This window comes from Telmatobacter sp. DSM 110680 (genome assembly GCF_039994875.1).
Classification (GTDB): Bacteria; Acidobacteriota; Terriglobia; order Terriglobales; family Acidobacteriaceae; genus Telmatobacter.
Genome location: NZ_CP121196.1, coordinates 2861565 through 2888377, shown reverse-complemented (window position 1 = coordinate 2888377; position 26813 = coordinate 2861565). Strand labels below are relative to the sequence as shown.

Below are 26813 nucleotides of genomic sequence, written 5' to 3'. Positions count from 1 at the left end.
GTTTGCGAGGGTCGATCAGGGCTTATGTACTTGATGGCTCTGCTATGCGCTGTGCTACATTGGGTGGCTTAAGTTGGAGCAGCATCCGATGCTTGATGTTCAATTCAGACAGGCCGACAGCGCAGAGGACATCGAGCAGGTCCACCGTCTGAATCACCGTATCTTTTCTGAGGAAGTGGGGCAACACCCGCGCACCTCGGACGGCCGTTTGATCGACAAGTTTCATGACCGGAACAGGTACTTTATTGCTATATGCGGCAGCGAACTTGTAGGTATGGTTTCGGCGCACGATGGGCCGGAATTTTCGATCACCAGCCGACTGGAGAACCTGAGGGCGTTAAAAGTGCTGCGGGCGCCGCTGGAGATTCGGTTGTTGGCGATTTTACCCAAGTTTCGCAATCGGTCGATTTTGGCAGGTCTTTTCTGGCAGGTGCGGAGTTACGCGCGAAAACATCATTACAGCGATCTGCTGATTTCCGGCATTGTCGAGCGACTCTCAATGTACGAGAAGATGGGATTCAAAGCGATGGGCCCAGCGATACCGTGCGGTGCTGCGGCGTTTGTGCCAATGCGGTTGTCACTGGACGCGGCTTTAGAAAGATTTGAACGACGAGAACAGATGTACGGGGCGCGTTGGCGGCGAAGCCATGCAACCAGTCTGTTACCGGGGCCCGTAGCGATGTCTGAAAGCGTCATCGAGGCATTCCATCAGGTTCCGATTTCTCATCGATCACAGCGCTTCATTGAACTTTACGAGGAGTTACGACGCCGGCTCGGCGAGCTGATGGGCGGGTTGCAGCCGGTGGTGCTGTGCGGATCGGGAACGCTGGCGAACGACGCGATTGCAGCAAACCTTCGGTGCGCATTCGGGAACGCCGAAGGGCTGGTGATTGCGAACGGGGAGTTTGGCGAGAGGCTTATCCGTCAGGCAGCTTGCGCCGGGTTGAACTACCGCGCATTGAAATTTGGCTGGGGAGACGCTTGGAGCTTCAGAGCTATTGAAAGAGAGCTCGAACGAAGCCCGAGGTGGGTCTGGGTAGTCCATCTGGAGACGAGTACGGGCGTCCTGAACGATCTGCGGCGCTTGACGGATTTGGCGTCGCAACATGGGTCTGCGGTTGCTGCGGATTGCGTAAGTAGCCTGGGAGCGGTGGACACCGGCGAGGCGGGTCGACGGCTCTTTCTTGCAAGCGGAGTTTCAGGGAAAGCATTGGCCTCGTATGCGGGACTGGCATTTGTATTCCTGTCACAGGAGGCCATCGTAGCGTTAGAAGGGAAAACTATTTGCCCGACGTTCGACCTGATTGCCGCAGTCCAAGGTGCGGGTCCCACATCGACGCTTCCCTCCCCGTTGGTGATGTCGGCATTGCAGGCTTTGCGCGAGAACTATAACAACGAAACAGATAGAGCAGCGCGCTACAAGCATTACGAGGAACTGGGTCGCTGGGCCCGGGGGATGATGCGCGAGGTGGGACTCGAGCTTCTGGCTGCAGAGAAAGATGCAGCTCCAACAATTGCGACTTTCCCTATTCCCTCGAAGGGTTTTGCGCAGGAGTGTCTGACAGCGGGTTTTCGGATTGCCCATGAGAGCGACTATCTGCGAGCGCGCGATTGGGGACAGATTGCGACGATGGGTAATTTGGACAAGACTTGCCTTGAGTCACTCTTTTCTGCCTTGAAAACTTATGAGCTGGGTCACGAGGCTTAGGTTTTCGCTTCGTCTACTTTCAAATCCATTCATCGAAGTTGGAAATGGTAATCACTGTAGTCGATGACAATGACGGTGGGGCCGAAGATCTTGCTGGTTGATTCGGCGCGAGCCTGGGTCGCCATGGCGTAACCCTGCATTTTTACGTAGCGACGCATCATCTTCGTAGTCCCAGCAAACACTGACGCGCTCTTCGATGAAGTCCCTTCCACTTTGACCAGCGTGTGGTCGCCGGCATCGACCCAGATCGTGCCTTCAATCATGTTGGGAGCTTTGTGACGCGGCGTGACCGAGAGTGCAACACAGGTGTGGCCATCGATCACTTGCTGGGTTTGGGTCTGAAGATGCATTTCATAGTTCGCAGAAGTAAACCAGGATTGGGCGACCCGCGCGGGATCGTTGATGGCTTTCTCGGAATCGAGGATTGGCTGCAAGCCTAATTTCTGAATGAGACCCGAGCCGGATTGCGAGACGATGATGTAGCTTTTGCCGATGCCCTTTGTGTAGGTTGTGCGGACCGTCATCTCGGCGGCGGGGTGAGTCTGATCTTCGCCGCGGAAAACCTTGTAGTGCTCGACGTCGGTGAAGCCCAGGACGTTGTCAAAACGCGACTGGTTGGCGGTATCGAGATCGCGGATGACTGCGGCGGCATCGGGCTGCTGTGCAGGTGCGAGGGTGGCAATCAGCAGCCAGAGAAATCCGCCCATCGACTTTCTAACCGAGCACACAGATGCCACCGTATACCTTTGACGCGACAACAAAGCAAAATACAGATCCTTCAGTTCCGCTGGTCGCTCACGGTGACTTCTTCATAGCTGTGGCAACCAGATGATTGTTCTACAAGCCGGCCCGGGTTTCTTCGGCCATGTAGTCGACTACAGCTTTGAGGTCGCCCTTACTTTCTTCAAATACTTTGAGCTGACGATCGGCGCCTGTGCCGGTTTGTATGATCTTGCGGATGCCGTCGATGGCTTCCCTGCTGCCCAATTCGTCCACTTCCCTGTCGATGAGAATCAGATACTCCTCGAGCAGATCCCGCTCTGGGACTTCAGTCTGACGGCCGAAGTCGATGAGCTTGCCGTCGAGGCCGTAGCGGACGGCGCGGAATTTGTTTTCCATCAGCAGGGGCCGAGCGTATTGGCGAAAGTCCTGGTTGGCCGCGTGGAGCCGATAGAGGTAAGCGGCTGTGGCCTGAATGAGTGCGGCGATGGCGACGGTTTCTTCGGCGCGGAGAGGAATGTCGCAGGCACGGACTTCGATGGTGTTGAAGAACGGATGGGGGCGGATATCCCACCAGATCTTCTTAGCGTTGTCGATGCAGTTGGTCCGGACAAGAAGGCTGACGTAGTTCTCGAATTCGGAGTAGCTGGAGAACGCGTCTGGGATGCCGGTACGCGGGAAGTTCTCAAAGACTTTTGCGCGGTAACCTTTGTAGCCGGTGTTGAGGCCGAGCCAGAAGGGCGAATTGGTGGCGAGAGCCATGATGTGCGGCAAAAAGTAGCGCATCGAATTCATGATGCGGATGGCGGCCTCTCGGTCTTCAATGCCGACGTGTACGTGTAGGCCGAAGATGAGGTTGGCGCGGGCTACCAGTTGGAGATCCTTGACTACCTGGTGGTAGCGCGGATCGGGATATATCTCCTGGGTGCGCCAGTCTGCGAAGGGATGCGTGGCACCGGCTACGAGTTCAAGCTTGTGCTCGCGAGCTAGCTTGATCATCTCGCGGCGAAGTTCATAGATGTCCTCGCGGGCCTCGTCGATGTTGCGACAGATCCGGGTGCCGACCTCTACGACGGAGGTGTGCATCTCAGCCTTGACACGTTCCTGCAGGCGTAGTTTGCCCTCCTCGAGCATTTCGGTTTCGATGTGAGAGCGCAGATCGCGGGTGACCGGGTCGATGGTCTGGTATTCCTCTTCTATTCCTAAGGAGAAAGACGGGCGCATGGATGATGACCTCGAGACTGCTTTGCGCAATTGTAGATGAGGCGAGTTGTCAGCTCTAAGTTTGCGTGCCGTGGGTTTTCGTAGAAAGGCACAACAAACGAGGATCAAGCGGCCACAGACGTGAAACTCTGGACAGCATAGAATGCGCGCGTGAGAGAAATGGTGTTTCAAGATCGTCGCGAGGCGGGACGCGTGCTGGGCGAACTTGTGGCTGAGCTGCCTGACCTGAAAGATGGGCTGGTGCTTGGTCTGGTACGCGGCGGAGTCCCGGTAGCGTATGAAGTGGCGCGGAAGTGCGGGCTGCCGCTCGACATTCTGATAGTTCGCAAGCTCGGTGTGCCGGGACAGGAAGAACTAGCGATGGGAGCAATTGCGAGCGGCGGTTGCGTGGTTGTGAACGAGTCGATCATTCGCTCTTATCACGTATCCGAGAAGAAGCTCGAATACGTGATCGAACGCGAGACGCAAGAGTTGCAGCGGCGCGAGACGCTGTATCGCGGGGGTCAATCGCGGGCGGATATCGAGGGCCAGACGGTCGTTCTGGTTGACGACGGGCTGGCGACCGGGGCAAGTATGCGGGCGGCGATCCGGGCGGTGAAGGGGCGCGTTCGGAAGGTAATTGTGGCCGTACCGGTCGGGGCGAAGAGCACCTGCGAGGAATTGGCCCTTGTGGTGGACCATCTTGTTTGCGCCTTGGTGCCGGAGCCGCTGGAAGCGGTGGGCATGTTCTATAGGGATTTTGAGGCAACGTCGGATGGAGAGGTAAAGGAGTTGATAACGGTCGCGATGCAACTCAGAACTAGAAAATCCTAAATTATTTTCGCCTTTTGTTCGCCTTTTGAGATAACATGCATTTGGGGCGATGAATCTCTTTTCCCAACTCGCGGCGGAGCCGACACACGAGGAGATTTTCCCTGGCACCGTGCTGATGCGCGGCCTGGCGCTGCCCCAGGACGCTGAATTTTTCGCGTCTGTCGGAGTCATTCTTTCCGCCGCACCGCTGCATCCTGCAACGACTCCCAGTGGGCTGCCGATGTCGGTGATGGTCTCGGACTGCGGAACGCCTGAAGCATTCCGGCGACGGTGGGATCCGCAGAACCCGAGCGTGCGGAAATTGTGGCCAGCGATGCCGCGCGTGCTTTCTGATTTTGCGATTCGCTGCGCGGTGCGGTCGGGATTTCCGCATTTCCGGCCGGATACCTGCCACATCAATCGCTACCAGGCTGGGACAAAACTGGGGATTCATCAGGACCGACACGAATTTGATCTGCATCAGCCCATTGTGTCGATTTCTCTGGGACTGGAGTGCATATTTCTCCTCGGCGGTTTTCAGCGCACAGACAAGACAAAGCACATTCTGCTGGAACATGGCGATGTGATCGTGTGGGGCGGCCCTTCACGCATGCGTTTTCACGGCGTGCAGCCGCTAAAACCGGACCATCATCCGCTTACGGGACCGTACCGGTACAACCTGACTTTTCGCAAAGTGGCGTGAAGGAATTGCCTGAACCTCACCTACTCCCAAGTTGCGCTATTTATTCTGTGCGGCGAGCTTTTTCATTGCGGCATTGTCGAGGATAACTTCGCCGGCTTCTTGACTATGCAGAGCGATCTCTATGGCGATTGAGCGGCCCAGAATTTGCTGATCGATATTGCCGAACCGCCCAGGCACGAAGCTACCTAACCAACCGACCCATGCGGGCGTATGAGCGTTACCCACAATGATGCCGGGACGAAAAATGGCGAGGCGGTCAAATCCGATGTTGCGTACAGTGTCTTCCTTCATGCCCATTACGCGGGCATAGCGAAACCGGCTGCGGGCCGAGCTTCCTACTGCTGAAAGCAGGCAAAACTGGGCGATACCGGCCCTATGGCAGCCACGCGCGAATGCACCGACGACGCCGAGTTCAAGTTGCTTCAATTCTTCTTCGCTCCAGCGCGTCGATCCGGAACCGACACCCACACAGCTCACGGCACTGGCAGGACCTTGACTCAATACTTCGCGGGCAAGGGCGGCAGTGCGCTCTGCAAAGTCGGCGGCGCCGGTGTCAAGAACGATGTTGCGCACACGCGATCGCGCCGCGATGGGCTTTCTGGTGACCATCACCACTTCCCGGCATTCCCGAACTGCCAGCAGCTCTGCAACCGCTGCACCACCGACCTGCCCAGTACCACCGAGAATTATTGCGGCGAAACTTTGATGCATAAAGCCAACCTTTGCTCAGTAAGTATGGGACACAAATTCATCCCAGGAGAGAAGCATACTTGGCTAACCTTGCTCGTCTATCCCATCGGCGGTACCCTGCTTTAATGCGACCTCTCCGGTATTCCATCAACGTTACATTGGATGGGTGTTGCGATCATCGCGTAATGATTCCGGACGAAGACTTGCATCGTAACGCGGCCAAGAATCTTGAGCATGCCGATGCCTTGCTGTTAGGCCGTGTGACTTACGAAATGATGGAGGCGGCGTGGCGGCCGAAGGCGCAGAAGGAGGCGAGGCCTGACTGGATGGAACCCTTTGCCCGGACGATCAATGACGTAAAGAAGTACGTCGTTTCGAACACCCTGGACCGAGTCGATTGGAATGCGGAGCTAGTGCGCGGAGATCTGGAAAAGGCCGTTCAGCAACTCAAGCAGGAGCCGGGTAACGGACTGTTCGTGGGAGGCGTAAAGCTCCCGCTGGCGTTGGCGGAGATGGGATTGATCGATGAGTACGAGTTCGTAGTTCATCCCAGGCTGGCTGGCCACGGGCCAACGTTGTTCGCGGGACTATCGAAGGTAGTCGACTTGAGGCTCGTGAGCCGGCAGGAGTTCGGCTCGGGAGCGGTGGCCATGAGGTATGTGCCGCGAGGGTAGCCGGCTCCCGCCTGGAGTTATCTCTGCAATGAGGTTCAAGAGTAGATCTTTTGGATTGCACTGCCCTTAACTCATGAAGACGAATTTACTGGTTGCGGTCAGTGGCGATTGGAGCGCGGCTGAGCGTCCTTTTTCTCATCCAGATCCGTACCGGAACTGTGGTGAACAGTGCGCCGAGAATTGCGAGGATGAGTTGCGGCATCCAGAGCTGTGGAATGGAGTCGATACGGGCAGATTCAGGGCGGCCGTTGATGTAAAGCACGCGGATGCGGTCGCCGGGCTTGAAGCGAACCCAGTTCGTACTGGAGTCGGCGCGAACCATGTGGGTCTGTCCGTCATTTGCCGTGAAACGGAAGACCGGCAGGTAGCCGTAACGGAACCTGTAATAAACACGATCGAGTGAAACGATTCTTCCATCGGTGGCGGTGCTGGCAAGAACGAACTCGGCTGTGGGGACCGATGAGACGATCGCGATAACTATCAACAGTGGGCCCACGGCGCAAAGCAGGCCGACGAAGAAATAGGCAACGAGTCGGGCGATCATCTTGGCGGAAGTTTAGCTTATTTTGGATCGAATATCACTCAGAAGTACACCACGATTGGATTCACGGTTTCGCACTCATGCGCATGAATTCTTCAAATGCGAGACGAGTGAAACACCCGCTTTGCTCGGTCGGAGTGACAGCCAGCAAAGATTGAGCGGATGCTTGAGAAGAAACGGCTCCAGTCCAGCTATTACGAGACGTTGGCTTTGACTGATTTTTTCGGAGCAGATTTCTTTGCGGGAGTTTTCTTCGCGGCGGCCGTAATTGATTCTGCTGTGGCCGGGGCGCCGCTTAGAAAGGCCGACCAGCGAAGCTCTTTCGGAGGTGCGGGCGCATTCGCTGCTTTGGCGATGGCCATATCGGCAACGGCATTGATGATCCAGTCGAAGTTGGCCTGGCCTACGGAGTGGAGATCTGCGTCGGGAGCGGGATTCATGAAGTCGATGGCGTAAGGGATGCCGTCTTCTACCGCAAATTCAACAGTGTTGAGGTCGTAGCCCAGGGCCTGACAGAGAACCAGTGCATCCTTCTCCACGCGGGCCAGAAGCTTGGGATCGTACGCGGGGGGACTCTGCACGTAGCGCTCGTGATGGGGCATGCGCGGATCGTAAGGCATGATGTGGACCTTGCTCTGGCCGACGACGTAGCAGCGGAAGTACTCGTTGAAGTTGACCGCTTTTTGATACAGCATGCAGAGGTCGCGCGACTGATCAAACGCGCGGAAAAATTCTTCCCGATTGTGAATGTGGTAGACATCGCGCCATCCGCCGCCGTCGACGGGTTTCATGAATCCGTGTTCGCCAACGTAGCTGAAGACCGAGTCCCAGTTGAGTGGGTACTCGAGGTTGCGCATGGAACGATCGGTGGTGCCATCGGGGTGCTTCTTGTGGGGCAGGATGACGGTGGGCGGAACAGCCACGCCGAGCTTGGCGGCAAGGGTGTAGTTGAAGAACTTGTCGTCCGCCGACCACCAGAAGGGATTATTGATGATGATGGTGCCGTTAAGCGCGGCGTGCTTGAGATAGGCGCGATAGAAAGGGATGTCGTGGGAGATGCGATCAACGATGACGGCGTAGGGCGCGGGCTTGTCGAGATGGACTGCGCCGGTTTCAACAAACTCAGCCTGGATGCCTGAGACGTTGCGGGCGTTGATGTGTTCTACCAGCGCGCCGGGAAAGCTGTTCTCCATGCCGAACAAAACGCCGATCTTTTTCATGCCATGACCTCCAGGGTTTTGCGGTCAAATGGGGCCGCAAAGTCCAAGAACTTGTGTTCAGTGTACGGCAGACGCAAGGACGGGCGGAGCGTCGCTTTTCCTCAACCCGGCACGGAAATTTGCGCCGGCCTGACCGGTTCTTATCTTTTCTCGGGATCGGATGCAGGAGATTGAGGATGTGCCACGCGAATGGCGTGGCGTGGACTGAGGCCCTCGATCGCCATGGTTAGCATGACCGCAGACATGCCGAGGTTTGGTACGCCGAGTGGTGCGCCGGTTTGCGAATCGTAATGTTCACTGATGCCGACTTTCAGTGCGTTGTCGAGGAGACGCCCGGCTAGATCGGCGATGAGTTCGCGATGGCCGAAGTGGGAGAGGCCTTCGAGAGTTTGAAAAGCCGTAGAGGGCCACACGTCGCCACGCCAGAAGGCGTCGCTGCGGTATTCGGTGGCTGAGCGATCGACAGAAGGAAGCGGAACTGGCGTGCTCCAATGTGCCGTGGCCAGAGCCTGGGCCATGCGTGCGGCCTGCGCGGTAGTGGGGATGTCAGCTTGCAGAGGAACCATGCCACCAATGGTTGCTGGTTTGAGCTTGCGGAGGCCGTTGCGGTGAACGGCGAGGAAACAGCCCTGCTCTTCATCCCACATGTGTTCCCGCATCGCCGCAATTCCCTTCTTCGCTCGCTGCAAACCACGGGCGGAGATGTCATGCTCTTCAACGGCCTCGGCGAGGTTGATCAGCGATCGCTCTGAGAGCAGCAGATATCCAGTGTTGGCGGGGATATAGATGTCGCCATACCAGTTTCCATTAGCCGGGCCGTCGGGACGACCGGGATGCGCGATGAGTTTAAGTGTGTCGAGATCGACCTGGTTGTCGTATGTCTCGTAGCGCGCATCCTGCAAAACGCCGTCGTACGAGCCAACGGTGACGAGACCAACGTTGTCGAGATCGCGTTCGCGCCAGTACCACTCGTGGAACGCTTCGAGATGCGGTAGCGCTGCGCGTACGAGTTCCATATCTCGAGTGCGGAGGAAGACGCGCTCCACTCCCCAGGCAATGAGAGGCGCCTGCGAATAGGCGGGGAAGGTCTGCCAGTCTTTGCCGGTGAAGCCCTTGGGGCCACTGTCCGGGGCAATGAAGTTGGCGATCATGCCGTGGGCGTAGCCAGGCTTGCCTGCGGTCCAGCGCTGTTGCGAGTCCCAGTAGTTCTGATAGATGCCGCGGATGAATTCCTGCTGATCGGGAATGATGGCGAGCAGATCGGTGAGGAAAGTCGTGTCCCATATCCACTGGCCGACATAGACACCGCCGGGAATCAACCATGGGTGTTTGAGAGGCGGCTCGGCAGGCTGCATGCGTCCGAAGATGCAGTGCTGGTAGACATCGACGGCAAAGCGAAACATCTCCGGGTTTTCGGTGTAAAGCAGCGGTTTGAGGAGTTGCTCGACCTGTGCCCTGGTTTTCGAATGTGTTGTCGCAGGCTTAGATGACGTTGCGGAGAAAACGCGGCGCGGAAGTGCTGCGGACAGCGCGGCCGCGCTAAATGCTGCGAGTGCTTCCCGGCGCGTCATGGAATTCCGCCTCGGCGAAGCATTGGATGAAGCAGACTTCGAAGCGATCCTCGACCGGGGCACGCGCGGACTCCTTCCCTGCTCTTCTGATTTACAGGATAGAATGCCGGACTCCGAATGTTTCGGCGTTGACAGCGGAGAGAAATCAGCGCATCCTCCTATAGACATCTATAGGAGACCGACGATTGGGTTCGACTGACAACCTGCTGGGAGCGCTGGAACTGCTGGTGCTGAAGGCCCTGGAAAATGGTCCGATGCATGGGTGGGGGATCACACTGCATATCCAATGCATTTCAAACGAGGTGCTGCGGATTGAAGAGGGATCCCTATATCCCGCGCTTCACCGGATGGAAAAGGCTGGGTGGGTGAAGGCCGAGTGGGGATTGAGCGAGAATAACCGGCGCGCGCGATTTTACCGGATCACCACAGCTGGCCGCACCCAGTTGCGATCTGAACAGCAGAAGTGGGAGAACGTAGCACAGGCAATTGCACTGGTCCTGCGCGGCAAAGCGATTGCATAGGAGGCACGATGAGCTGGTTTTTGCGCTGGAGATCGCGATGGTCGAGTGATCGCCGGAACAATGAGCTTGATGAGGAACTCAAATTTCACCTCGCGATGCGCGAACAGTGGAATGTGGATCGCGGTATGCGGGGTGAACCAGCTCGACGGGAGGCGCGCCTCCGCTTCGGCAACCCGACCATGTGGAGAGAGCGCATGCGCGAGATCGACTGGATCGTTTTGCCGCAGAGCGTTCTGCAAGACGTGAAGTATGGTCTGCGAACCATCCGGCGGAATGCGCGATTCACGGCTGTCGCGGTGATTGCCCTGGCCATTGGCATCGGCATCAACACTACTATCTTCACAGCGTACAAAGGATTGCTGGGGCGCGGCGTGGATGCGAGGGACCCGGGCAGCATGGTCAGTCTGACCCTGTTGCGGCAATCGGGAGAACGGGAGGCACAGTTCAGCTATCCCGACTACGAGGCCTACAAGCAGCAGTCGCATACCATCGCCGGCCTGGTTGCAACCGGTCAGCAGTTCGAGCAGCTCATCATGAGCGACGCTGGGGGTTCATCCGACGATCGCAAAGCAGCGTCCGATTCTCTATTGGGCAAATGGGGCCTGCTGCCAGCAGCGACGATTGCTAGCAAGGCGGAATTGGCGAGCGTCATTACGGTAAGCGAGAATTACTTTTCAGTTCTGGGGATCGCCCCTGTGCGAGGCCGCTTTTTTGTTGAGCAGGATCGAAAGCAACTTGCCGCCGCTCCAGCGGTCCTTATCAGTGAGAACTACTGGCAGAAAAGATTTGGAGGTGATCCTGAGATTATCGGCAAAGCCATTCGGCTGAATGGCGCAGCGGTGACGATCATCGGGATCACCCCGCGTGATTTTGTCGGAACGTCGATCGGCGTGCCGGATTTCTGGGTTCCGTTGAGTCTTCAGTCGGTGATCCATCCTGGAGATCAATCGCTCAAGGATGAAGACAGTGTTTGCTGCCGGCTCTTTGGTCGCATTGCGAGCGACGCAAGCGTCAGCCAAGTGAGGGCTGAGATGTCTGCGATTGCTGCGCGGCAGTTCACACTGCACAAATCGACCGATGCAAAGAACCAAATCAAAGAGATATTGATCACGCCCGCATCGCCGTTTCCGCGAGAGCTGGATCGCGGCTTGCGTTTTGCGATTTTCCTCATCATGCTGGCCACCGCGATGGTGCTGGTGATTGCCTGTGCCAATGTCGCGAGTCTTCAACTGGCTCGGGCCGCGTCGCGGCAGATTGAGCTGGCGGTGCGAATTTCGCTAGGCGCAAGCCGGAGGCGGCTGATTCGCCAATTGCTCACCGAAAGCGCGCTGCTGGGGCTGATTGCTGGAGCAGTGGCGATACTGTGCAGCTGGGCCATGCTGCGCATTCTTGCCAAAGTGGCTAAGGACTTGCTGCCCGCGGATATGGGGACTTTCATCGTGAACGTGAATCCGGATGCGGAGATATTTGCTTACGTATTTGGGATTTCGGTAATCGCGGGGGTGTTGTTCGGACTGGCGCCGACATTGGAGAGCACGCGATCGGCTCTATCTTCGTGGATGAAAGCAAACTCGGGGATGTCGCCGGCACGAAATAGACGATTGCGTGACTGGCTGACGGGAGGTCAGGTTGCGGTCTCCTTCGTTCTGTTGATTGCCGGCAGCATGATGGTACGAAGCGCGTTTCAAGCACTAACGATGAGTACTGGATACGAGACAAAGCACGTCGTCAACCTGACTTTGCAGTATCCCGAAGGACCCGAGTACGACGGAGCGCACCAGAACACATCGCTTCGACATATTGTGGAACGGCTTGAAACCACGCCCGGTGTTATGGAGGTTGCGACGGGACGGCCACCGGATGGCGGAGGGTTGCGCACGGCGGCCATTGCAATCGATGGCAAAAAGGCCGATGCGCGCAGCATGAAAGCGTACCTGTTCTATACATATGTCGATGCGAATTACTTTCACGCTCTTGGGATACCGATGACGTATGGCCACGGGTTCCACGCTGAATCTGGAGTACCCGAGCCGACTGCCGTATTGAGCGAAACTGCCGCTCAGAGGTTGTGGCCGGGAATGAATCCGATTGGACGCACGCTCGAAATGAGTACGGATGGGCAATTCCACGACAAGAAGGAACTGACGCCGGATGGAAGGAGTTACCAAGTGATCGGGATAGCTCATGATGCGCGTGGTGTGCTTATGGACAACAGCGACGCCGCGGAGGTTTACTTGCAGATTCCTGAGAACCGACTCAATGAATTCCCCCTGTTGGTAAGGACTTCGATCGCTCCGGGGCAACTGATTCACCAGATCGAGAGCACGATCGCGTCGGTGAATGCCAATATCGTCGCGACCGCTTACACACTGGACGACATGCTCCGGGAGACTCCCCCGTTCATGGTTTCAAGCATGGCTGCCCTTATTGCGGGAACGGTGGGGTTGCTGGGCCTGTTGCTTTCGGCGATGGGGATTTACGGAACGCTTAGTTATGTTGTGGTGCTGCGTACCCGTGAGGTCGGGATCCGCATGGCCTTGGGCGCTCGAAAGGGTGAGGTGCTGCGGTTGATGCTGCGGCAAAGCTCCGCTCCGGTAATTTACGGCATTCTGGTGGGCTGTCTGCTGGCCACCGGCGATTACTACCTGTTGCGGAAAGTACTTTATGGAGTTGGACCCCTTGACGCTCTTTCGTACACCAGCATTTCTGCACTCTTTCTGATCGTTGCGGTGGTGGCGTCGTATGTGCCTGCGAGGCGGGCAACAATGGTCGATCCCGCGGTGGCACTTCGCTACGAGTGAGGCTCCTTCAAGGCGTTGAGATCTAGTTTTGACCCGGTGCAATTCCGTGTTCGATTGCCTGAAAACTAGCGGGCGGGCGGTGAGGTGTGTCACTGCTGCATGTGATCGCCGGGCGTAGGGTATGGTGTTCGGCGAAACAAGGAGGCGTTCAATGGATTACCGGGTATTGACGGTTTCGCGGGAATTCGGAAGCGGGGGCGGGAGGATTGCGCAATCAATCGCGAAGCGCCTGGGGTGGAAGTTGCTGGATGGGGCGCTGATTGACGAGATTGCTTGCGAGGCGCACGTGGATGCGGGCGTAGTGAGCCGTTTCGACGAACATGTCGAGGGATGGCTTAGTCGCGTGAACCGGCAGGCAATGCGGGGCGCGGCGATGGCAGCCGGAGTGGCCCTGCAGCAGGAAAAATGCTTCGACGCGGACGTGATGACGGACTTGACGCGGCAGATTATCGAGCACGCGTACGAGGCCGGCAATTGCGTGATTGTGGGACGCGGGGCGCAATGCATTCTGCAGGCGAAGGCAGATGTGTTTCACGTATTTGTATATGCGCCTCGACAGGTGCGCATTCATCGCCTGCGGACTAGGCTTGAGCCCGGAGCGAATATCGAGCAGCGAATTCGCGATGTCGACGCGGAGCGGGCGCACTATCTCAAGCTGCGGTTCGGGAAGGAATGGAACAATCCGCATCTGTATGACTTGATGATCTCGTCGGGCGAGGATGAGGAGCGGACAGCGCGGGTGATTGAGTTTGCCATGTCACAAAAGGCCGCAGTCAGCGCGAATTGAGTGAGCACAGACTGGCACACGACGAGTGTCGTGGCCTCGGCTGTTCTGGTTTTGCTGAGTTGCCGGCCTCGCGCTAGCTGATTCTATTGCACATAGCGCCAGCGCATGGCGAGGCCTACGCCGCTGGCAGAGATGACTCCGCCTTGAAGAAAGTGACCTCGCAAGAACCCTCCAGCGGACTGCGATCCATCCGCGTGCTTCATTTCCACGCGCGAATTGTCTCTGGGGTGAGTATTCGGATCTCTAGGATTGAACTTGGTCCATTCACTCTTCATAGCTCGATCTTAGCACCGGGGTGAGTTTTGAGCCGGATTGGAGGTCTTCAATCTAGTCGAAAGTGGGATATACACGTTGACTGGCTCGGCACCATTAAAGCGGTGGTGACTTTTGTAAGGTTCGCTTTTTTGCGCACTTGGATATACTTTGCGAACCAACTTCCTAGACGTTAGAACGGATGGGAAACGAATCGAGCTGACTCCATCGATGTTGCATCGGTGAGGCTGCGCGAGGATCCGAACGATGGTTCGGATCACAGGCTGAATGTGACGCCGACAAGCAGCGTTTACTTCTCCTTATCTCTTGGTCGAGAACGGCCCCGATGGTAATCGCCTCGGGGCCGTTTTACGTTGGGCTTGCATATTGAACGCGACTGAAGCAGGTCCTTCGAACTCGCTCAAGATGGCGTTGGGTCGGATGCAGAAATTCCCTGCGTCGAACAGCTCAATTTTTAATGGTTGCGTCCCAGTCGAAGTTTAAGGCGTTGATCTCGGCCCTGAGATTTTCTACTGCGACGGCTTTCTGTTGCTCCAGGTCAGCGGTGTGCTTGCGGGTGGACTGGAGTAGGTCTTCAGCGTGGTTCAGCTCATCGACGAAACGACGGGCTGCGTCGTTGCCTTTGAGCGCGGTGAGGTTTTCGCGGTCGCGGGCTTCGTCGGCGGCAGCGGTTTCTTCCTGCTTTTTTGCGTCGGCGAGAGCCTGATTGAGATCGGCGAGTTTGGCTTGTGCGGCAAGGATGGGCTTGAGCTGTGCTTCTGCATCGGGCACCCGCTTAATGAGATCGAGAAGGTAGACATTGGTGTTCTGATTGGGATCGATGGAGACTTGCGTGAATTCGGGACCGCGCTCGCGCACTTCAAGCTTCTCTGACGCATGCGCTTTGACGGTCAGGCGGAAGCGGTAGAGGTCGGCTGTGGTTTCCGCGGGCTTCGCACCTTCATCGAGCGTCCAGCCATTGGTGTGACGCGGGTGCTCAAGCAGGACGACGCGATCCTCGTCGCCAGAATTAGTGGCGGAGTAGGTCATGGACGAGACGTCCATATAGCGTTCAACCACGAGGCCCTTACGAATTTGCAGATGATGAAGGGTGCGCTTGCCCTGGTTGTCAGTAATTTTGACGCGCATCGCCTGGTCAGCGGCATAGGAAAGCAGGCGGCGTTCGCCAGGATGAATGGGATCGAGCAGGCCTTCACCGGCGAATTCGCCGCTTTCAAATATGGAGAAGCTGCCGGCATCGAGAGTGAGCTTGGACTTGTTTTCAAGCCAGACGGCGCGAAGAGGGCGCGGTTCATTGCGACTCCATAGTGTTACGTGCTCGGCGGGCAATTCCTGCTGGAGAATCGGTACCATCGCCGATTCGTTCTTGTGGATGGTGACAGGCTGGGTGAGGGAGTACTGGAAGAAATCATCGAACGCGTTAGTAGAGACGTCGCCCTCAGCGATTGCATCGCTGGGGCGGTAGACGCCGTTATTCATGCCGCCAATGCCATTTCCTGATCCACTTCCAAAGACTGAGCCCATCACGCCACTCGATGAGCCATGGAATCCCTCGGCGCCGGCCACACCGAAGGAGGCAGAAGGCGCATTTTGAGCCATCTTGATGTTGCGTGGAACCCGCTGCGGTCCGCCGATAGCCCCGTTCACTACTTCTGATTGCACCGCTACCGTTTCCGCAGCTTCGTGAGTTTGTGGAGTCGTTTGCGCTTCTGTGGCGATCGGAATCTCTGGACGGCGCGTGTAGAGCGGCTGCGAGATCGGCTGGATGAAGCTCTGGGGGGCGCCGGCGACAAGCGACAGCTGAACGTTATTCCAATCAGCGCCTACGGTGTTGTCGACGACGGCCCAACCCTGGACGATGGCGTTGCCGTTAAAGTCGCGCGGAAAGACCATCCGGTAGGTGGCTTTCCAGACAGGAACTTCGCTGATGTAACTCACGCGGAGCTGGCGGGAACCAGTACCGAGCGCATCGAGCGTCAGATGGCGCAGTCCGGTCGAGTGGGCTGTGGAAAGCAGCTGGAGATAGCGATCGAGTTCTCCCTGAAGGCTGGAGTCGGTAGGACGCACGCTGAGCGCGGGGGTTAGCTCGATGACGCGCACTGCTCCTGTGCCGGCAACAATGGTGAGAAAGAACTTCTCGATGGACGAGGCGTTTTCATCGGAGCCGATTTTTTGTGTGCGCGCTTCGATGGACATGAGTCGACCGGAGACCGTGCCGCCCCCGAAACCTGAGGAAGGCCCGCCGGTGACCTCGACCTTCTGGCCACGCAGAGCGCCAAACAACTCGGTTGATGTGGGGTCTTCACTCATTCCGAGGGAGAGCGTTTTGAGTTGCTCGCCGAGCGGGGTAGTGGAGTTGTAATTGACGCCGCCAATGCGACCGCCTCCCTCGTCGAGCACGGTGAGTGACTGCAGCACATCGTTAAGTTGTGGGGAGGTGAAGTCGATGGCAACGCGCTGGTTGCCACTCACTGTCCCGGCATGCTCGAAGTAGCCAACACCGTTTTTGTAGAGCACTACTTTGCGAACCGGCAAATCCACCTGCGGCGTCTGCGGTCCTGCCTTCTGTGCCCTCGGGGGAACCAGCGGTGCGACCAGCTGCGCCTTTGGCGCGGAGCGCGGTGATTTGGCGGGTTGTTGAGAGGTGAGGCTGAGAGTACAGATGGCAAGGCAAGGTGCGGTGACCCAGAGACGCATCGATCCTCCTCCGCCGCGCGATGGCGCAGTGCGGGTACGGCGAGCACAAATCAGAACCTTGAAGCCTACTGCGTTTGACCCCGGGCACACGGAAAAGGTTCCCGAGGTCTGCAATCAGACTTGGAACGGAGGTTCGGCAGCTTCTTGCGGAGTATTTTGTTCGATGGAAAGCAGAGTTAAGCATCTCCGGAGCCGAACGATCGCGGTTGCTCCGGATCACAAAGTTGTGGCGCTAGGCAGGTTTTGCGATGCGCGACAGTTGTGCGATGTGATTGAGGTCGTGTCCGGCCATGGTTTCAACGATGTTCTGGAACGTCATGGTTCCGCGTTCCGGATGAGTGACAGGCTTGGAAGCGGAGACGGGCAAGGCTTTCGCGATCAGTTTGAGGTTCCAACTGCGCAACGAAGTGAATGCAGCAAGCGCGTCTTTGGCAGCTATGCCTTTATAAGGTGTGGCCCATTTGTCCTGATCGAAAGGTTGCAGGATGTGATGATCTTCCGCGAGGGTTTGGCGCAGGCGGAAGGCGAAGGCGATTTCGCAGTCCGCGAGATGGCAGACAATTTCCGCGGGCGACCACTTGCCGGGAGAGGGCTGCTCGATGGATTTGTCGGGACCGATCATTTGAAGTTTGTTGGCTATTTCGTGCGAGGTGGCAGAGAGGATGGCTTCGAGGGGGCGGCCATCAAGAAACTTCGCGTAGGGATTGAGTTCACTCATCGGGGAAAGTCCTGGAAAACGATTTGGAGACAATCTTAAGTTTGCGGCACTAATTCGAACATTAAATGTGATGGCCGTTGTCTGTTTCTGCGAGGTTGCCGATTTCGGGTTAAAGATATTCCTGAATCATGCTGCGCCAAGTCGGCCAATCATGAGAGTTATAGGTATCCCATGTGTAGAGTTTATGGGGAATCCCCTTGGAACTCATGATTCTATCGAGGTTCTGGTTCTGTCCAAGACACTGGTCATCCCAGCCTGTGGCGAGTATGTAAGTGTTGCGACGATAGTGGTCAAAGAACCAGGAATCAGCAAGATTAGGCAAATAATGCGTTGGAAGGTTGAAGTAACAATCCTGGTCATAATAGCCGCCAAGGAAGTTGGACAAATCGAAGGCACCGGACATGGTTAGCAGCCCGGTGAAGACGTCAGGGTGGCGCAACGCAATGTTCGTGGCGTGGTATCCGCCGAAGCTGCAGCCGAGAGAAACAAGATGCGCATCCCAATTCTTTTTCCGGATGAGCGGCACGACTTCGTGAATGAGGTACTCCTCATATTGCACGTGGCGGGCGATTCTCCAGCGCGGAGAGACATTGCGGTTGTACCAGCTCTCCATATCGATCGAATCGACGCAGAAAAATTGCAGGTCACCATGCTCAACTCGATTAGCGACGGCGCCGATCATGCCACGATCTTCAAACTCGAAGTAGCGGCCGCCGGATGTGGGAAAGACGAGGACGGGAAGTCCGGCATGGCCGAAGACGAGGAGTTCCATGTCGCGGCCGAGGCGGCCGGAATACCACTTGTGGTACTCGCGGTTCATAAGGTGGGCTTGACTCCTGTGGGGTGATTTGAGAAGCGCGGGTTTGCTGTTACTGTAACAGCCACAGGCAAATGTTTTTACCAGACTGTTAAAGCTCTAGCTCGCAGCGAAACTGGACTGACATGAACCTCGACCAAAGGAAACGTTGCTGATTGAATTTGGAACCACAGACGAACGACGAGGCTGGTGACGGCTTGCTGGCGGAGATTGAAGCAGCCACGCCTCATCGCCGATTACATTTACACAAAGCCTTCAAAAGCAATCATCTACCGAATGATCGCGATGTAATTGTTTATGTGCCGCCGGGATACGATGAGGAGCCCGGGCGGACCTACCCGGTGCTCTATCTGCATGATGGCCAGAATCTATTCGACGGGCAAACTTCCTTTGTTAAGGGGCGCACATGGATGGTGCTGGAGCACGCAGACGGGGCGATTGAGGCGGGAGAAGTCGAGCCGCTGGTCATCGTCGGCATCTACAACACCGGCGACCGCAGGCTGGCCGAATATACGCACGAATACAACTGGCAGATGGGCGGCGGCGAAGCGAACAAGTATGGCGATCTACTGACGCAGGAATTAATGCCGTGGATTGCAGAACGATATCGCGTCAGTAAGGATCGCGAGAGCACGGGGATGGGTGGATCCTCGTTGGGCGGGTTAGTCTCCCTCTACCTGGGCCTACGACATCCACAGGTTTTTGGGCGGCTGGCATTACTGTCTCCGAGTGTGTGGTGGAATCACAAGAGCATCCTCGGCTATCTAAACGAGCACTCTCCGCAACTGTGGGAGCGGCCGCGGATATGGCTGGATGTGGGCGATCACGAGGGGCAGCGGACACTGCGCGACGTGGAGCACCTGGCGCGAAGACTGAAAGCGAACGGATGGCGTCCCGGCGAGTCGATGCATTTTGAGAAGGTGCACGAGGGAACCCACGATGAGGCAAGCTGGGCCGGTCGCGTGAGGCCGATGCTGAGGTTCCTGTTTCCCGCAGTTTGAAGTAGTGGTTTTGCAAACCTATGCTAAACCAAAGGAAGATTTGGCTTCTTGCGCCACTTCTGGTACGCGCTGCCCACCGCGAGTGACCAGACCAGCGCGCCGAGATAGCCGGCAAGCACATCACTCGGGTAGTGAACTCCGAGATAAATTCGCGAGTAGCCGATGGCTAAGGATAGTCCAACCCAGAAAGTCCATATCGCAACGCGGACCCAGATGTTTTTCTGGCTCGCGGAGAATAGAGCCGCAGCCGAGAGGCACAGGCAGAACGATAGCATCGCGTGGCCACTGGGAAAGCTGTAAGACGAGGGAAGCCGGGTATCGAAGAAGGGCTCGGGGCGATGACGATGGAAGCCGACTTTCAATGCCCACATCAACAGGCTTCCTCCGGCGGCAGTTACCGCAATCAGGATTGCGCGGCGCGGATGGCCGACAAGCCATAACACGATGCACGATCCGAGTGCGGTCAGCGTTACAACAAGAGGCGACCCAACGACGGACAGGAACCGCATGATCGAGGTCAGGTCGGTGGAGGAGTGCGCGTGCACAAACAGCCGCACCGTGTCGTCGAAATGCTGCGTATCCCCTTCCCGCATCTCATCGGCGAGAAGACCAAAGAGGATCAGGAAGAGCGCGGCACCGGCAAGCCCGGCGACGATCGGCATGCCCAGTCGCGAAAGCAGGGTTGGTCTAACTACGTCAGTTCCAGTCACGCCGCCTGAGCCTCTTAATACTGAGAGTATTCGAATCGGCTACAGGAGCTTTTCGTAGTTGGACCAGGATTTGTCTGGCTGGATTTTGAGATGGACCCGGTGAGTGTAGACGCGGGCAAGAAGGTCGTTGTCAAACTTCCACTGCACTGCGTCAGGATTCCGAGTGTAGAGAATGAATTCGCAAATACCGGGAATGGTGCGAGTGCCCACGAAGAGCGATTCGCGATTGGCTTCGAAGACCTCACAGATGTCGCCCTCGATACGGGTGAGCGCGTCCGTCTCTCCGGGGTTAGGAAAGCCTTCCCGGGTGGTGTCGACCATAGGCACAGCCAGGGCGACCTGGTGCGTGTAGCCCGTGACACCTTTGAATTTGCTGTATCCGGTGTGAGCCCGCACGACCATCGGTTTTCCGAGGGGATCCTGCCCTTTGCGTTTCGCCCATGCTTTAGGGACGGGTAGTTTCTTAGGGTCCAGCGGCTCTTTCGATGAAAACGGCCACATATCTTTTCTTGCTCCTGGCAGATACGCACTTCGAAAGTTGAAATAAGTATGCCTTGAATGAACGACTTTGGACCGAACGGACGTGGAAATCCCTATGCAACTTCGGCGGGATACGGCCGAGGGGAAGCGCTTGCCTGAAATGCCTTATATCGGCGATACTTAGATGTTGTGACTTCCAGCCCAGGGGCCGTTTGTGCCCAGGGATAAACCGGTGCCCTACGGGAGTGCCGGGTTGGACCAGAGGCCGGGTGCGTCAGCGCAGGCCAAGTGACTCCCAAGATTCGCAACAGAGCACCGGAATTCGAAAGGAACTGTATCTCCGTGGTCATGATTCGTTTGGCGCGTGTTGGCGCCCCCAAGCAGCCCTATTATCGTGTGGTAGTGATTGAGAAGGATCGCGCCCGCAATGGCCGTTCGATCGAAGTTGTTGGCACCTACAATCCCCGCACCAGCCCCGCTTCGGTTGATCTGAAGCATGACCGCATCGCCTACTGGCGCGGCGTGGGCGCGCAATTCACTCCGATTGTCGCCAAGCTGGTGGAGAAGAACCCGGCCAAGGCAACTGAACCGGCTGTCGCCTAGTCCCCTTATTTACCTCGATACGTGTGTGAGATTCTAAGTGATCCCGCTCACAAGTACTGACTTGAGTCGGGGTGTGCTGATACTATCTGCGCACCGATCCAAGTCGCTTCTCCTTGGATGTTTACGGTCAGAGGCAAGTTCATGACCCAAGTTGACATGGTGGCAGTAGATGAGCTGGTCCGCGAGATCGCGCGGGCCTTGGTGGACGAACCGGAAGCAGTAGACGTGCAGTCTGTGCAGCGGGACGAAAACACTGTTCTCAAATTGCGCGTGGCCCCCGGCGACGTCGGCAAGGTAATCGGGAAGCAAGGGCGCACGGCCCGGTCTGTGCGCACGATTCTAGGAGCCGTCAGCATGAAGCTGCATCATCGCTACACGCTCGACATCCTGGAAGAGGACGACGAAGCATAGGATGGCCAAATCCCCCTGGGCCCAGCTTCGATCTGGACGCTGTTGATGGCGTCGACGGGATGGGTGTGGCTGGCGCGCGTGAAACGCACACAAGGCCGCAAGGGCGAAGTCTTCGCCGAAATTCTTACGGATTTTCCTGAGAAATTTGCGGAGCGGCGAAAGCTCTGGCTTCTGCGCGACGCCGACGCTGCGTTGAAAGTTGGCGGTGAAGCGAATCCGCGCGAGCTGGAACTCGTTCATCACTGGCTGCACAAGGGTGGCGTGGTTCTTCATTTTGCGGGAGTGGATTCGATTTCTGCTGCTGAGGAACTTGCCGGGCTGATCGTTGCGATTCCCCACGAAGAGCGAGCCGCGCTTGGTGAAGACGAGTTGTACATCGGCGACTTGATCGGGTGCGTGGTAGTGGATGTGGCAGGGGCTGAGCCGGTGACCGTAGGTGAGATTGAAGACGTGGATCGAATCGCCGGACCGGTGGCGATTCTGGTGGTGCGCGGGAAATCTTCCACGGACGAGATTCTGGTTCCCTTTGCGAAAGATTATCTACGGCGGATAGATATGGAAGCGAAGCGCGTGGAGATGGCGCTACCTGAAGGGCTCGTGGATCTAAATCGACCCGAACACAGTTAGAGCTTTTCGCGCACCGTTAGCAACTTGAGAAAGCACCGATAAACCCGAGGACGTACAAGACGATTAGGACGATCGAGCCTGTCTTGAGTGCACCCCTTCCTAAGCCCGTGTAGCTTGAGAGCAGTCTATTCGTTGCGCAAGCCAGAACAAAGCTCACAACCAAAAAGAAAGACCATATGAAGCTCATAGCGTGCGCGCCGAAAATGTAGCCATTCTGCACGTCATACGGAAGACACCATATCACTGGCAGACTCACAACATTGATCGCTGCTGACGCTGCAAAGGTGTACATGGCGACATGCGTCTTCGAAATTGGACCGGAACGTAACTGCACCCAAGCGATTGACGCAAAGAGAAACCCGCATCCTCCCGCGAGAATTGTCGTAAGTAGCGCGGGGATAAACAAAGCCAACCCAGACGCGATCATCGAGAGCCTTTCACCATCGCGAATCGATTCATTTCTTTATTGAAAGGCCAATGGCTTCCAAGTGCCGTTTTCTTTCAGCGCCAGTTGCAGTGGGCGAGGCGGCCCTTTGGGCGGGACCGTTACTTCAATCCATAATTCCTGACCGTGCTGGAGCCTTGTTGGATCGCTGGCGTGTTCTGCGATATAGAAATCAACAGGCTGAGAGATGCGCATCTGTTCGCAAGACGCTCCGGGAAATCCAGCGATTCTCTGAGTCGATGACGATGTGTCAGATTCGGGGACGCGGATCGCGATCAGCTTGTTGTCTTTGACGGCGAGTTTCGCCTGAAACCAGACTGTATCTGCGGAACGGATAGAGAAGGTCTTTCCGCCGGGAACGCCATTTACGTTGCGCGGGAACTCGGCGTCTTTTGCAGAGGGCAGTGTGCTGTTGCAGCCATCGACGGTGAGTTGCAGGCTGAGATAGCGGCCGCGCATCACCAGTTCAGGATCGTATGCTGCGGTACGCGTCCACACACGCGGGCAGGTGGCGCGTTGGTAGAGATACTTGGCTGCAACCGTCGAGACGATCAGCAATTGAAATACCAGCAGGCCGATGGATGTTCTGGAGAATTTCATCGCGCCTCCTCAAGGTTTGCAGGGACGTGCGTTATATGGGCGAGAAGTCCACGGCGCGTTTTCTCGAGAGCCCAACCACCGGCGAGGAAGAGCACGCCGAGGCCGATGAGTCCAAGAGACCGACCCATCTTGTCAAAAAGATCGCTGAAGTAGAACCATGCAACCGTTGCGCCGAAGAAGACGGTTCCGAGGTTCACGAGACCGCGACTGGCCTGAGTCACTCCCCACCAGATCAGGAAGACGCAGAAGGCCGCGACAAGAGCGTGCGCTGCTAGGCTTGGTTCGGTGCGTGTCCATGAGCCATTGGGATAATGCTCAACGAAAAGGCGCGTACACCACGGAAGTGCAATGACAAAACCGATGCTGGCGAGGACGGGTACTGCACTTTTGCGAATTCGAAAAATCGAGAACAGGATGGGGATGGCGGCGATATCAATCCATCCCCAGAATCGCGTGTGGAATGGTGGGAGCGCCTGCATGCCATACCAGGAGCGCCACCCATCGAGCATCAGAAACATGCTGGATATGACGGCGATGGCAGAGATTGTGAAGAGAATGCCCCGGACGATGCGGCGTTCGGTTCCGATAAAGAAAGTGAGATAGAGAATCGCCCAGACAAAAAGAAATCGCCCGACATAGATTTCTTCGCCGATATGGTTCTGCGCGGCATAACTCCATTCGCAGATGATCCACGACGGAAAGAGCAACAATGTGAGAACTTGTTGCGCCTGATCGCGCAACAATACCCATCCGGCCATTGCCGCAAGGGCCCACATGAGTATGGCGGCTGGCCAGTGTTCCTGGATGTTGAAGATCTGGCCGACGAGTGCAATAGCCGCGCCGGTGGAGATGGTGCCAACCGCGTGAAGCGTCGTCGAAAGAGCCTGAAATTTCTCGCGAGTGACGGCGCCCCCGAGATGAAAGACGGTCACCATCGCCATCACCAGCATGTAGCGCATTCCCGGGCCGAGTTGATCCCAGTGTGCGGAGACGAAGAGGGCCACGCCGCTGGCGAGGAGAATTCCACCGAGGATGAGGGCCACGCGGCCCTGCCACGCCATTCCTTCAGAGCGGGTATCCTTTTGAATTTCCTGTTCGCGAGGTCGCCCGCCTGCAATCTGTGCGGACTCCCAAGAGCGAATGCGCGCAGCCGTCTCAGGATCGAGAGCGCCCGCAGCTTGCCAGCGGTTTAGCAGCGATTCGTAGTCATGCATAGTAGTTGGCCAACATTAGACCACAGCGGTGATCGGCCGAGTACGAGCGAAGGTCAGCGACCGGGATTGATAAGTGACGGCGACAGAAATCGACGGGAATAGTCCACACAATTTCTATCAAGAACGCAAATGTCGCAGCGACAATAGTGACAACGGAAATCATCTTGCCCCCTGGATTGCGAACCTTCTACGTGTGTGAGGATAGGCGTGAGGCTGCTGTAGAACCAGCACACGTGTGATAGTTTCGGTCGCTGTCACACTTCGCTGCAAATCGACGTCGGTGAGGAACCAATGCAAATTGCACTGAGCAAAAACAGTGACGTCACGCTGAGACAACAGATCGCTGAGCAGATCGTTTTCCTGATTACTACAGGCCAGATTCGTGCCGGAGAAGAGCTGCCCAGTGTGCGCGCGCTCGCGAGGCAAAGCAAGGTGCATCACAACACCGTGAGCGAGGCATATCAGGAACTAGTGCGGCGGGGATGGCTCACGCGTCGTCGCGGCGCTCAACTGGTCGTAGGAACGGTTTCTGGCGCACCATTGGCCAAACCACATTCCCTCGACGAATTGATCAACCAGAGCATCCAGCGCGCAAGGGAGATGGGGTACACCCTGCAGGCACTGCGACAAAGAGTGCTCGAGCGCCTGATGGCTCAACCGCCTGATCACTTTCTGATTGTGGAGGAGGAACCAGGGTTGCGGGACATCATTCAGCAGGAAGTTGTCGATAGCCTTGGATGGCGGGTTGAGGGATGCTCGCTCGAACATTTCGTCAGCGAACCAAGCCTCGCCATCGGCGCCCAGGTGTTGGCCGCGAATCACATAGTAGAGGATTTGAGGGAGTTGGTCCCGCAGAGCAGGCCCTCGATCGGCCTTGTATATGGCGAGGCAAGCGAACACGTTGAACTGATCGGCAAGCTTCAGAAGCCTTCACTCGTCGCGGTTGTATCGGTGAGCGGGAGCTTACTGCGGACAGCCAGAGGCCTGCTGGCGCCGGCGATTGGCAGAAAACACACGCTCAATGAAGTTTTGGTCACAAAGGATGAAAAAGTAAATCTCGGCACAGCCGATTTAGTGTTCTGTGACACGATTACGATTTCCAAGGTCCGTTCTCGACACAAGGTCCACTACCGGTTGATTGCAAACGCTTGCCTTGAACATCTTGCATCTTCGCTCGGCCCGCGTTGATGCGTTCACACAACTTTGGGAATTGACTCGTTGGCACACTCAGGTCGCAGGAACTCAGAGGAGCTTGATGAACGGTCAGCTTTCAAACGGGCTACCCGGCCTGCAAACATCAGGGAACAAAATCATCAGCCTGGCTACCCTTGAGCCAGTCACCCTGCGCGGCGTAAATCGATCGGGCCTGGAATATGCCGGACCGGACGAGCAAGGCTTCTTGTCAGGAGCCTCCCTTTCAAGATCTGAAATTCAGCTGATTGTGAGGGATTGGCGTTGCAATATCATTCGCCTTCCCTTTAATCAGGATTTTGTTCTTCGGGGCAGGCTCGGGCGTTCTGGCGAGGAATATCAAAAGGCGCTCGACCAGGTAATCTACTGGGCTTCAGCCTTCGGCGCTTACACATTGCTTGACCTGCAATGGCTCGACGCTGAACGCATCTATGGCGGGAATCGCAACTTCGTCGCCCCGCTTCCTAATTCAGAATCGGTCGAGTTGTGGACGACACTGGCACGGCGCTACGCGAGCGAGCCTGCGGTCCTTTATGACTTGTTCAATGAACCCCACGACCGGCTGGACGACGATCCCTACCCTCTCAATAAAGAGGATGGAACGACGTATCCTCCCAGCCAAAGACGAGTGACGATGCGGGAATGGCAGCCGTGGGCACGCAAGCTGACACAGGCAATCCGAAGCGAAAATCAGGATGCGCTAGTGTTCCTTGGCGGGACGAACTGGGCTTACGACCTGCGCGGAATGCCGATGGATCTTGAAAACGTTGTTTACTCGACGCATGTTTACCCCAATAAGAGTACCGATTGGCCCGAAGCGTTCGGCAACCTGTCGAAGTCAGTACCGGTCTTCGCCGGAGAATTCGGAGGCACAGAGACTCCCGGCGATCTGGAATTCGTTCAACGCCTGATCAAGTACCTCGAGGAGCTTGAAATCGGTTGGACTGCATGGAGTTGGTCCGACTCGCCATTTCTCGTCGCCCGTTATGCACCAACAGCTTTCGGCAGAGTGGGACGGCAGGCTCTTTCGAAAGCATGACACGAGGAATGCCGGACGCATGCTTTGAATAATCG

General features: G+C 56.7%; 27 protein-coding genes. 13 read left to right on the top strand and 14 right to left on the bottom strand.

The annotated features are described in order from the left end of the window. Nucleotides 1-88 precede the first annotated feature (88 nt). Nucleotides 89-1708: an aminotransferase class V-fold PLP-dependent enzyme gene (locus tag P8935_RS11905; protein ID WP_348265222.1), complete on the top strand. Its 1620-nt coding sequence runs from the start codon at nt 89-91 to the stop codon at nt 1706-1708. 29 nt (nt 1709-1737) lie between these two features. Here the strand turns inward: P8935_RS11905 and P8935_RS11900 are convergent, their stop codons facing one another. Both P8935_RS11900 and P8935_RS11895 read right to left on the bottom strand, forming a co-directional pair. Further along, a complete protein-coding gene (locus tag P8935_RS11900; protein ID WP_348265221.1) occupies nt 1738-2445 on the bottom strand; it encodes a hypothetical protein in 708 nt (235 codons plus the stop codon). Nucleotides 2446-2545: 100 nt separating this feature from the next. Next, the gene (locus P8935_RS11895; RefSeq protein WP_348265220.1) at nt 2546-3652 is read right to left on the bottom strand and encodes a carboxylate-amine ligase; all 1107 of its coding nucleotides are present in this window, start codon (nt 3650-3652) and stop codon (nt 2546-2548) included. A gap of 159 nt (nt 3653-3811) precedes the next feature. Between P8935_RS11895 and P8935_RS11890 the strand changes: the two genes are divergently transcribed. Together P8935_RS11890 and P8935_RS11885 are read left to right on the top strand one after the other, a co-directional pair. Beyond that, nucleotides 3812-4465 (top strand): phosphoribosyltransferase, encoded by a 654-nt coding sequence (locus P8935_RS11890; RefSeq protein WP_348265219.1) that lies wholly within the window; start codon nt 3812-3814, stop codon nt 4463-4465. 49 nt (nt 4466-4514) lie between these two features. Then, a complete protein-coding gene (locus tag P8935_RS11885; RefSeq protein WP_348265218.1) occupies nt 4515-5147 on the top strand; it encodes an alpha-ketoglutarate-dependent dioxygenase AlkB in 633 nt (210 codons plus the stop codon). A gap of 36 nt (nt 5148-5183) precedes the next feature. On the opposite strand, the gene P8935_RS11880 is transcribed toward P8935_RS11885, so the two are convergent. Beyond that, on the bottom strand, nt 5184-5858 hold the full coding sequence (locus tag P8935_RS11880) for a hypothetical protein (RefSeq protein WP_348265217.1): 675 nt from the start codon (nt 5856-5858) through the stop codon (nt 5184-5186). 104 nt (nt 5859-5962) lie between these two features. On the opposite strand from P8935_RS11880, the gene P8935_RS11875 reads away from it, so the two are divergent. Beyond that, nucleotides 5963-6511 carry a dihydrofolate reductase family protein gene (locus P8935_RS11875; RefSeq protein ID WP_348265216.1) on the top strand — a complete coding sequence of 183 codons (549 nt, stop codon included), beginning with the start codon at nt 5963-5965 and terminating at the stop codon, nt 6509-6511. Nucleotides 6512-6596: 85 nt separating this feature from the next. On the opposite strand, the gene P8935_RS11870 is transcribed toward P8935_RS11875, so the two are convergent. The 3 genes from P8935_RS11870 to P8935_RS11860 form a co-directional block, all read right to left on the bottom strand. Next, nucleotides 6597-7055: a DUF3592 domain-containing protein gene (locus P8935_RS11870; RefSeq protein WP_348265215.1), complete on the bottom strand. Its 459-nt coding sequence runs from the start codon at nt 7053-7055 to the stop codon at nt 6597-6599. A gap of 191 nt (nt 7056-7246) precedes the next feature. Continuing rightward, a complete protein-coding gene (locus P8935_RS11865) occupies nt 7247-8272 on the bottom strand; it encodes a hypothetical protein (protein WP_348265214.1) in 1026 nt (341 codons plus the stop codon). Between the two features lie 140 nt (nt 8273-8412). Beyond that, nucleotides 8413-9843 carry a trehalase family glycosidase gene (locus P8935_RS11860; RefSeq protein WP_348265213.1) on the bottom strand — a complete coding sequence of 477 codons (1431 nt, stop codon included), beginning with the start codon at nt 9841-9843 and terminating at the stop codon, nt 8413-8415. Nucleotides 9844-10028: 185 nt separating this feature from the next. Here P8935_RS11860 and P8935_RS11855 point away from each other — a divergent pair, with 185 nt between their 5' ends. The 3 genes from P8935_RS11855 (at nt 10029) to P8935_RS11845 (ending at nt 13952) form a co-directional block, all read left to right on the top strand. Further along, entirely contained in the window at nt 10029-10364 is a 336-nt protein-coding gene (locus P8935_RS11855) for a PadR family transcriptional regulator (protein ID WP_348265212.1), read from the top strand. Between the two features lie 8 nt (nt 10365-10372). After that, nucleotides 10373-13165 (top strand): ABC transporter permease, encoded by a 2793-nt coding sequence (locus P8935_RS11850; RefSeq protein ID WP_348265211.1) that lies wholly within the window; start codon nt 10373-10375, stop codon nt 13163-13165. 151 nt (nt 13166-13316) lie between these two features. Further along, nucleotides 13317-13952, top strand: a complete 636-nt coding sequence (locus P8935_RS11845) for a cytidylate kinase-like family protein (protein WP_348265210.1) — start codon at nt 13317-13319, stop codon at nt 13950-13952. Between the two features lie 83 nt (nt 13953-14035). Here the strand turns inward: P8935_RS11845 and P8935_RS11840 are convergent, their stop codons facing one another. The 4 genes from P8935_RS11840 to P8935_RS11825 form a co-directional block, all read right to left on the bottom strand. Beyond that, entirely contained in the window at nt 14036-14227 is a 192-nt protein-coding gene (locus tag P8935_RS11840) for a hypothetical protein (RefSeq protein ID WP_348265209.1), read from the bottom strand. Between the two features lie 445 nt (nt 14228-14672). Next, entirely contained in the window at nt 14673-16922 is a 2250-nt protein-coding gene (locus P8935_RS11835; protein ID WP_348265208.1) for a hypothetical protein, read from the bottom strand. 232 nt (nt 16923-17154) lie between these two features. Then, nucleotides 17155-17640, bottom strand: a complete 486-nt coding sequence (locus tag P8935_RS11830) for a DinB family protein (RefSeq protein ID WP_348265207.1) — start codon at nt 17638-17640, stop codon at nt 17155-17157. A 109-nt stretch (nt 17641-17749) separates the two neighbouring features. Then, on the bottom strand, nt 17750-18460 hold the full coding sequence (locus P8935_RS11825; RefSeq protein ID WP_348265206.1) for an alpha/beta hydrolase-fold protein: 711 nt from the start codon (nt 18458-18460) through the stop codon (nt 17750-17752). A gap of 152 nt (nt 18461-18612) precedes the next feature. On the opposite strand from P8935_RS11825, the gene P8935_RS11820 reads away from it, so the two are divergent. Further along, nucleotides 18613-19458 (top strand): alpha/beta hydrolase-fold protein, encoded by an 846-nt coding sequence (locus tag P8935_RS11820; protein WP_348265205.1) that lies wholly within the window; start codon nt 18613-18615, stop codon nt 19456-19458. A 23-nt stretch (nt 19459-19481) separates the two neighbouring features. On the opposite strand, the gene P8935_RS11815 is transcribed toward P8935_RS11820, so the two are convergent. Continuing rightward, on the bottom strand, nt 19482-20168 hold the full coding sequence (locus tag P8935_RS11815) for a phosphatase PAP2 family protein (RefSeq protein ID WP_348265204.1): 687 nt from the start codon (nt 20166-20168) through the stop codon (nt 19482-19484). A 39-nt stretch (nt 20169-20207) separates the two neighbouring features. Further along, the gene (locus tag P8935_RS11810; protein ID WP_348265203.1) at nt 20208-20669 is read right to left on the bottom strand and encodes a DUF695 domain-containing protein; all 462 of its coding nucleotides are present in this window, start codon (nt 20667-20669) and stop codon (nt 20208-20210) included. Between the two features lie 327 nt (nt 20670-20996). Between P8935_RS11810 and rpsP the strand changes: the two genes are divergently transcribed. The 3 genes from rpsP to rimM all read left to right on the top strand — a co-directional run bounded on the left by rpsP (nt 20997) and on the right by rimM (nt 22289). Beyond that, a complete protein-coding gene (gene rpsP, locus P8935_RS11805; RefSeq protein ID WP_348265202.1) occupies nt 20997-21251 on the top strand; it encodes a 30S ribosomal protein S16 in 255 nt (84 codons plus the stop codon). Nucleotides 21252-21392: 141 nt separating this feature from the next. Next, complete coding sequence (locus P8935_RS11800) at nt 21393-21662, top strand: KH domain-containing protein (protein WP_348265201.1); 270 nt, start codon at nt 21393-21395, stop codon at nt 21660-21662. A gap of 45 nt (nt 21663-21707) precedes the next feature. Next, a complete protein-coding gene (gene rimM, locus P8935_RS11795; RefSeq protein ID WP_348265200.1) occupies nt 21708-22289 on the top strand; it encodes a ribosome maturation factor RimM in 582 nt (193 codons plus the stop codon). Between the two features lie 463 nt (nt 22290-22752). On the opposite strand, the gene P8935_RS11790 is transcribed toward rimM, so the two are convergent. Beyond that, complete coding sequence (locus tag P8935_RS11790) at nt 22753-23334, bottom strand: hypothetical protein (RefSeq protein ID WP_348265199.1); 582 nt, start codon at nt 23332-23334, stop codon at nt 22753-22755. Next, entirely contained in the window at nt 23331-24548 is a 1218-nt protein-coding gene (locus tag P8935_RS11785) for a DUF2157 domain-containing protein (RefSeq protein WP_348265198.1), read from the bottom strand. Before P8935_RS11785 ends, P8935_RS11790 begins: the two co-directional genes overlap by 4 nt. A gap of 291 nt (nt 24549-24839) precedes the next feature. On the opposite strand from P8935_RS11785, the gene P8935_RS11780 reads away from it, so the two are divergent. After that, nucleotides 24840-25736, top strand: a complete 897-nt coding sequence (locus P8935_RS11780; protein ID WP_348265197.1) for a GntR family transcriptional regulator — start codon at nt 24840-24842, stop codon at nt 25734-25736. Nucleotides 25737-25803: 67 nt separating this feature from the next. Beyond that, entirely contained in the window at nt 25804-26778 is a 975-nt protein-coding gene (locus tag P8935_RS11775; protein ID WP_348265196.1) for a cellulase family glycosylhydrolase, read from the top strand. Nucleotides 26779-26813 lie beyond the last annotated feature (35 nt).

What these genes read in the sequence shown, in the direction of transcription:
- P8935_RS11905 (WP_348265222.1), top strand. Translation starts at nt 89, where the DNA reads ATGCTTGATGTTCAATTCAGACAGGCCGACAGCGCAGAGGACATCGAG.
- P8935_RS11895 (WP_348265220.1), bottom strand. Translation starts at nt 3,652, where the DNA reads ATGCGCCCGTCTTTCTCCTTAGGAATAGAAGAGGAATACCAGACCATC.
- P8935_RS11890 (WP_348265219.1), top strand. Translation starts at nt 3,812, where the DNA reads ATGGTGTTTCAAGATCGTCGCGAGGCGGGACGCGTGCTGGGCGAACTT.
- P8935_RS11885 (WP_348265218.1), top strand. Translation starts at nt 4,515, where the DNA reads ATGAATCTCTTTTCCCAACTCGCGGCGGAGCCGACACACGAGGAGATT.
- P8935_RS11880 (WP_348265217.1), bottom strand. Translation starts at nt 5,858, where the DNA reads ATGCATCAAAGTTTCGCCGCAATAATTCTCGGTGGTACTGGGCAGGTC.
- P8935_RS11875 (WP_348265216.1), top strand. Translation starts at nt 5,963, where the DNA reads ATGCGACCTCTCCGGTATTCCATCAACGTTACATTGGATGGGTGTTGC.
- P8935_RS11870 (WP_348265215.1), bottom strand. Translation starts at nt 7,055, where the DNA reads ATGATCGCCCGACTCGTTGCCTATTTCTTCGTCGGCCTGCTTTGCGCC.
- P8935_RS11865 (WP_348265214.1), bottom strand. Translation starts at nt 8,272, where the DNA reads ATGAAAAAGATCGGCGTTTTGTTCGGCATGGAGAACAGCTTTCCCGGC.
- P8935_RS11860 (WP_348265213.1), bottom strand. Translation starts at nt 9,843, where the DNA reads ATGACGCGCCGGGAAGCACTCGCAGCATTTAGCGCGGCCGCGCTGTCC.
- P8935_RS11850 (WP_348265211.1), top strand. Translation starts at nt 10,373, where the DNA reads ATGAGCTGGTTTTTGCGCTGGAGATCGCGATGGTCGAGTGATCGCCGG.
- P8935_RS11845 (WP_348265210.1), top strand. Translation starts at nt 13,317, where the DNA reads ATGGATTACCGGGTATTGACGGTTTCGCGGGAATTCGGAAGCGGGGGC.
- P8935_RS11840 (WP_348265209.1), bottom strand. Translation starts at nt 14,227, where the DNA reads ATGAAGAGTGAATGGACCAAGTTCAATCCTAGAGATCCGAATACTCAC.
- P8935_RS11835 (WP_348265208.1), bottom strand. Translation starts at nt 16,922, where the DNA reads ATGCGTCTCTGGGTCACCGCACCTTGCCTTGCCATCTGTACTCTCAGC.
- P8935_RS11830 (WP_348265207.1), bottom strand. Translation starts at nt 17,640, where the DNA reads ATGAGTGAACTCAATCCCTACGCGAAGTTTCTTGATGGCCGCCCCCTC.
- P8935_RS11825 (WP_348265206.1), bottom strand. Translation starts at nt 18,460, where the DNA reads ATGAACCGCGAGTACCACAAGTGGTATTCCGGCCGCCTCGGCCGCGAC.
- P8935_RS11810 (WP_348265203.1), bottom strand. Translation starts at nt 20,669, where the DNA reads ATGTGGCCGTTTTCATCGAAAGAGCCGCTGGACCCTAAGAAACTACCC.
- rpsP (WP_348265202.1), top strand. Translation starts at nt 20,997, where the DNA reads ATGATTCGTTTGGCGCGTGTTGGCGCCCCCAAGCAGCCCTATTATCGT.
- P8935_RS11800 (WP_348265201.1), top strand. Translation starts at nt 21,393, where the DNA reads ATGACCCAAGTTGACATGGTGGCAGTAGATGAGCTGGTCCGCGAGATC.
- rimM (WP_348265200.1), top strand. Translation starts at nt 21,708, where the DNA reads ATGGCGTCGACGGGATGGGTGTGGCTGGCGCGCGTGAAACGCACACAA.
- P8935_RS11790 (WP_348265199.1), bottom strand. Translation starts at nt 23,334, where the DNA reads ATGAAATTCTCCAGAACATCCATCGGCCTGCTGGTATTTCAATTGCTG.
- P8935_RS11785 (WP_348265198.1), bottom strand. Translation starts at nt 24,548, where the DNA reads ATGCATGACTACGAATCGCTGCTAAACCGCTGGCAAGCTGCGGGCGCT.
- P8935_RS11780 (WP_348265197.1), top strand. Translation starts at nt 24,840, where the DNA reads ATGCAAATTGCACTGAGCAAAAACAGTGACGTCACGCTGAGACAACAG.
- P8935_RS11775 (WP_348265196.1), top strand. Translation starts at nt 25,804, where the DNA reads ATGAACGGTCAGCTTTCAAACGGGCTACCCGGCCTGCAAACATCAGGG.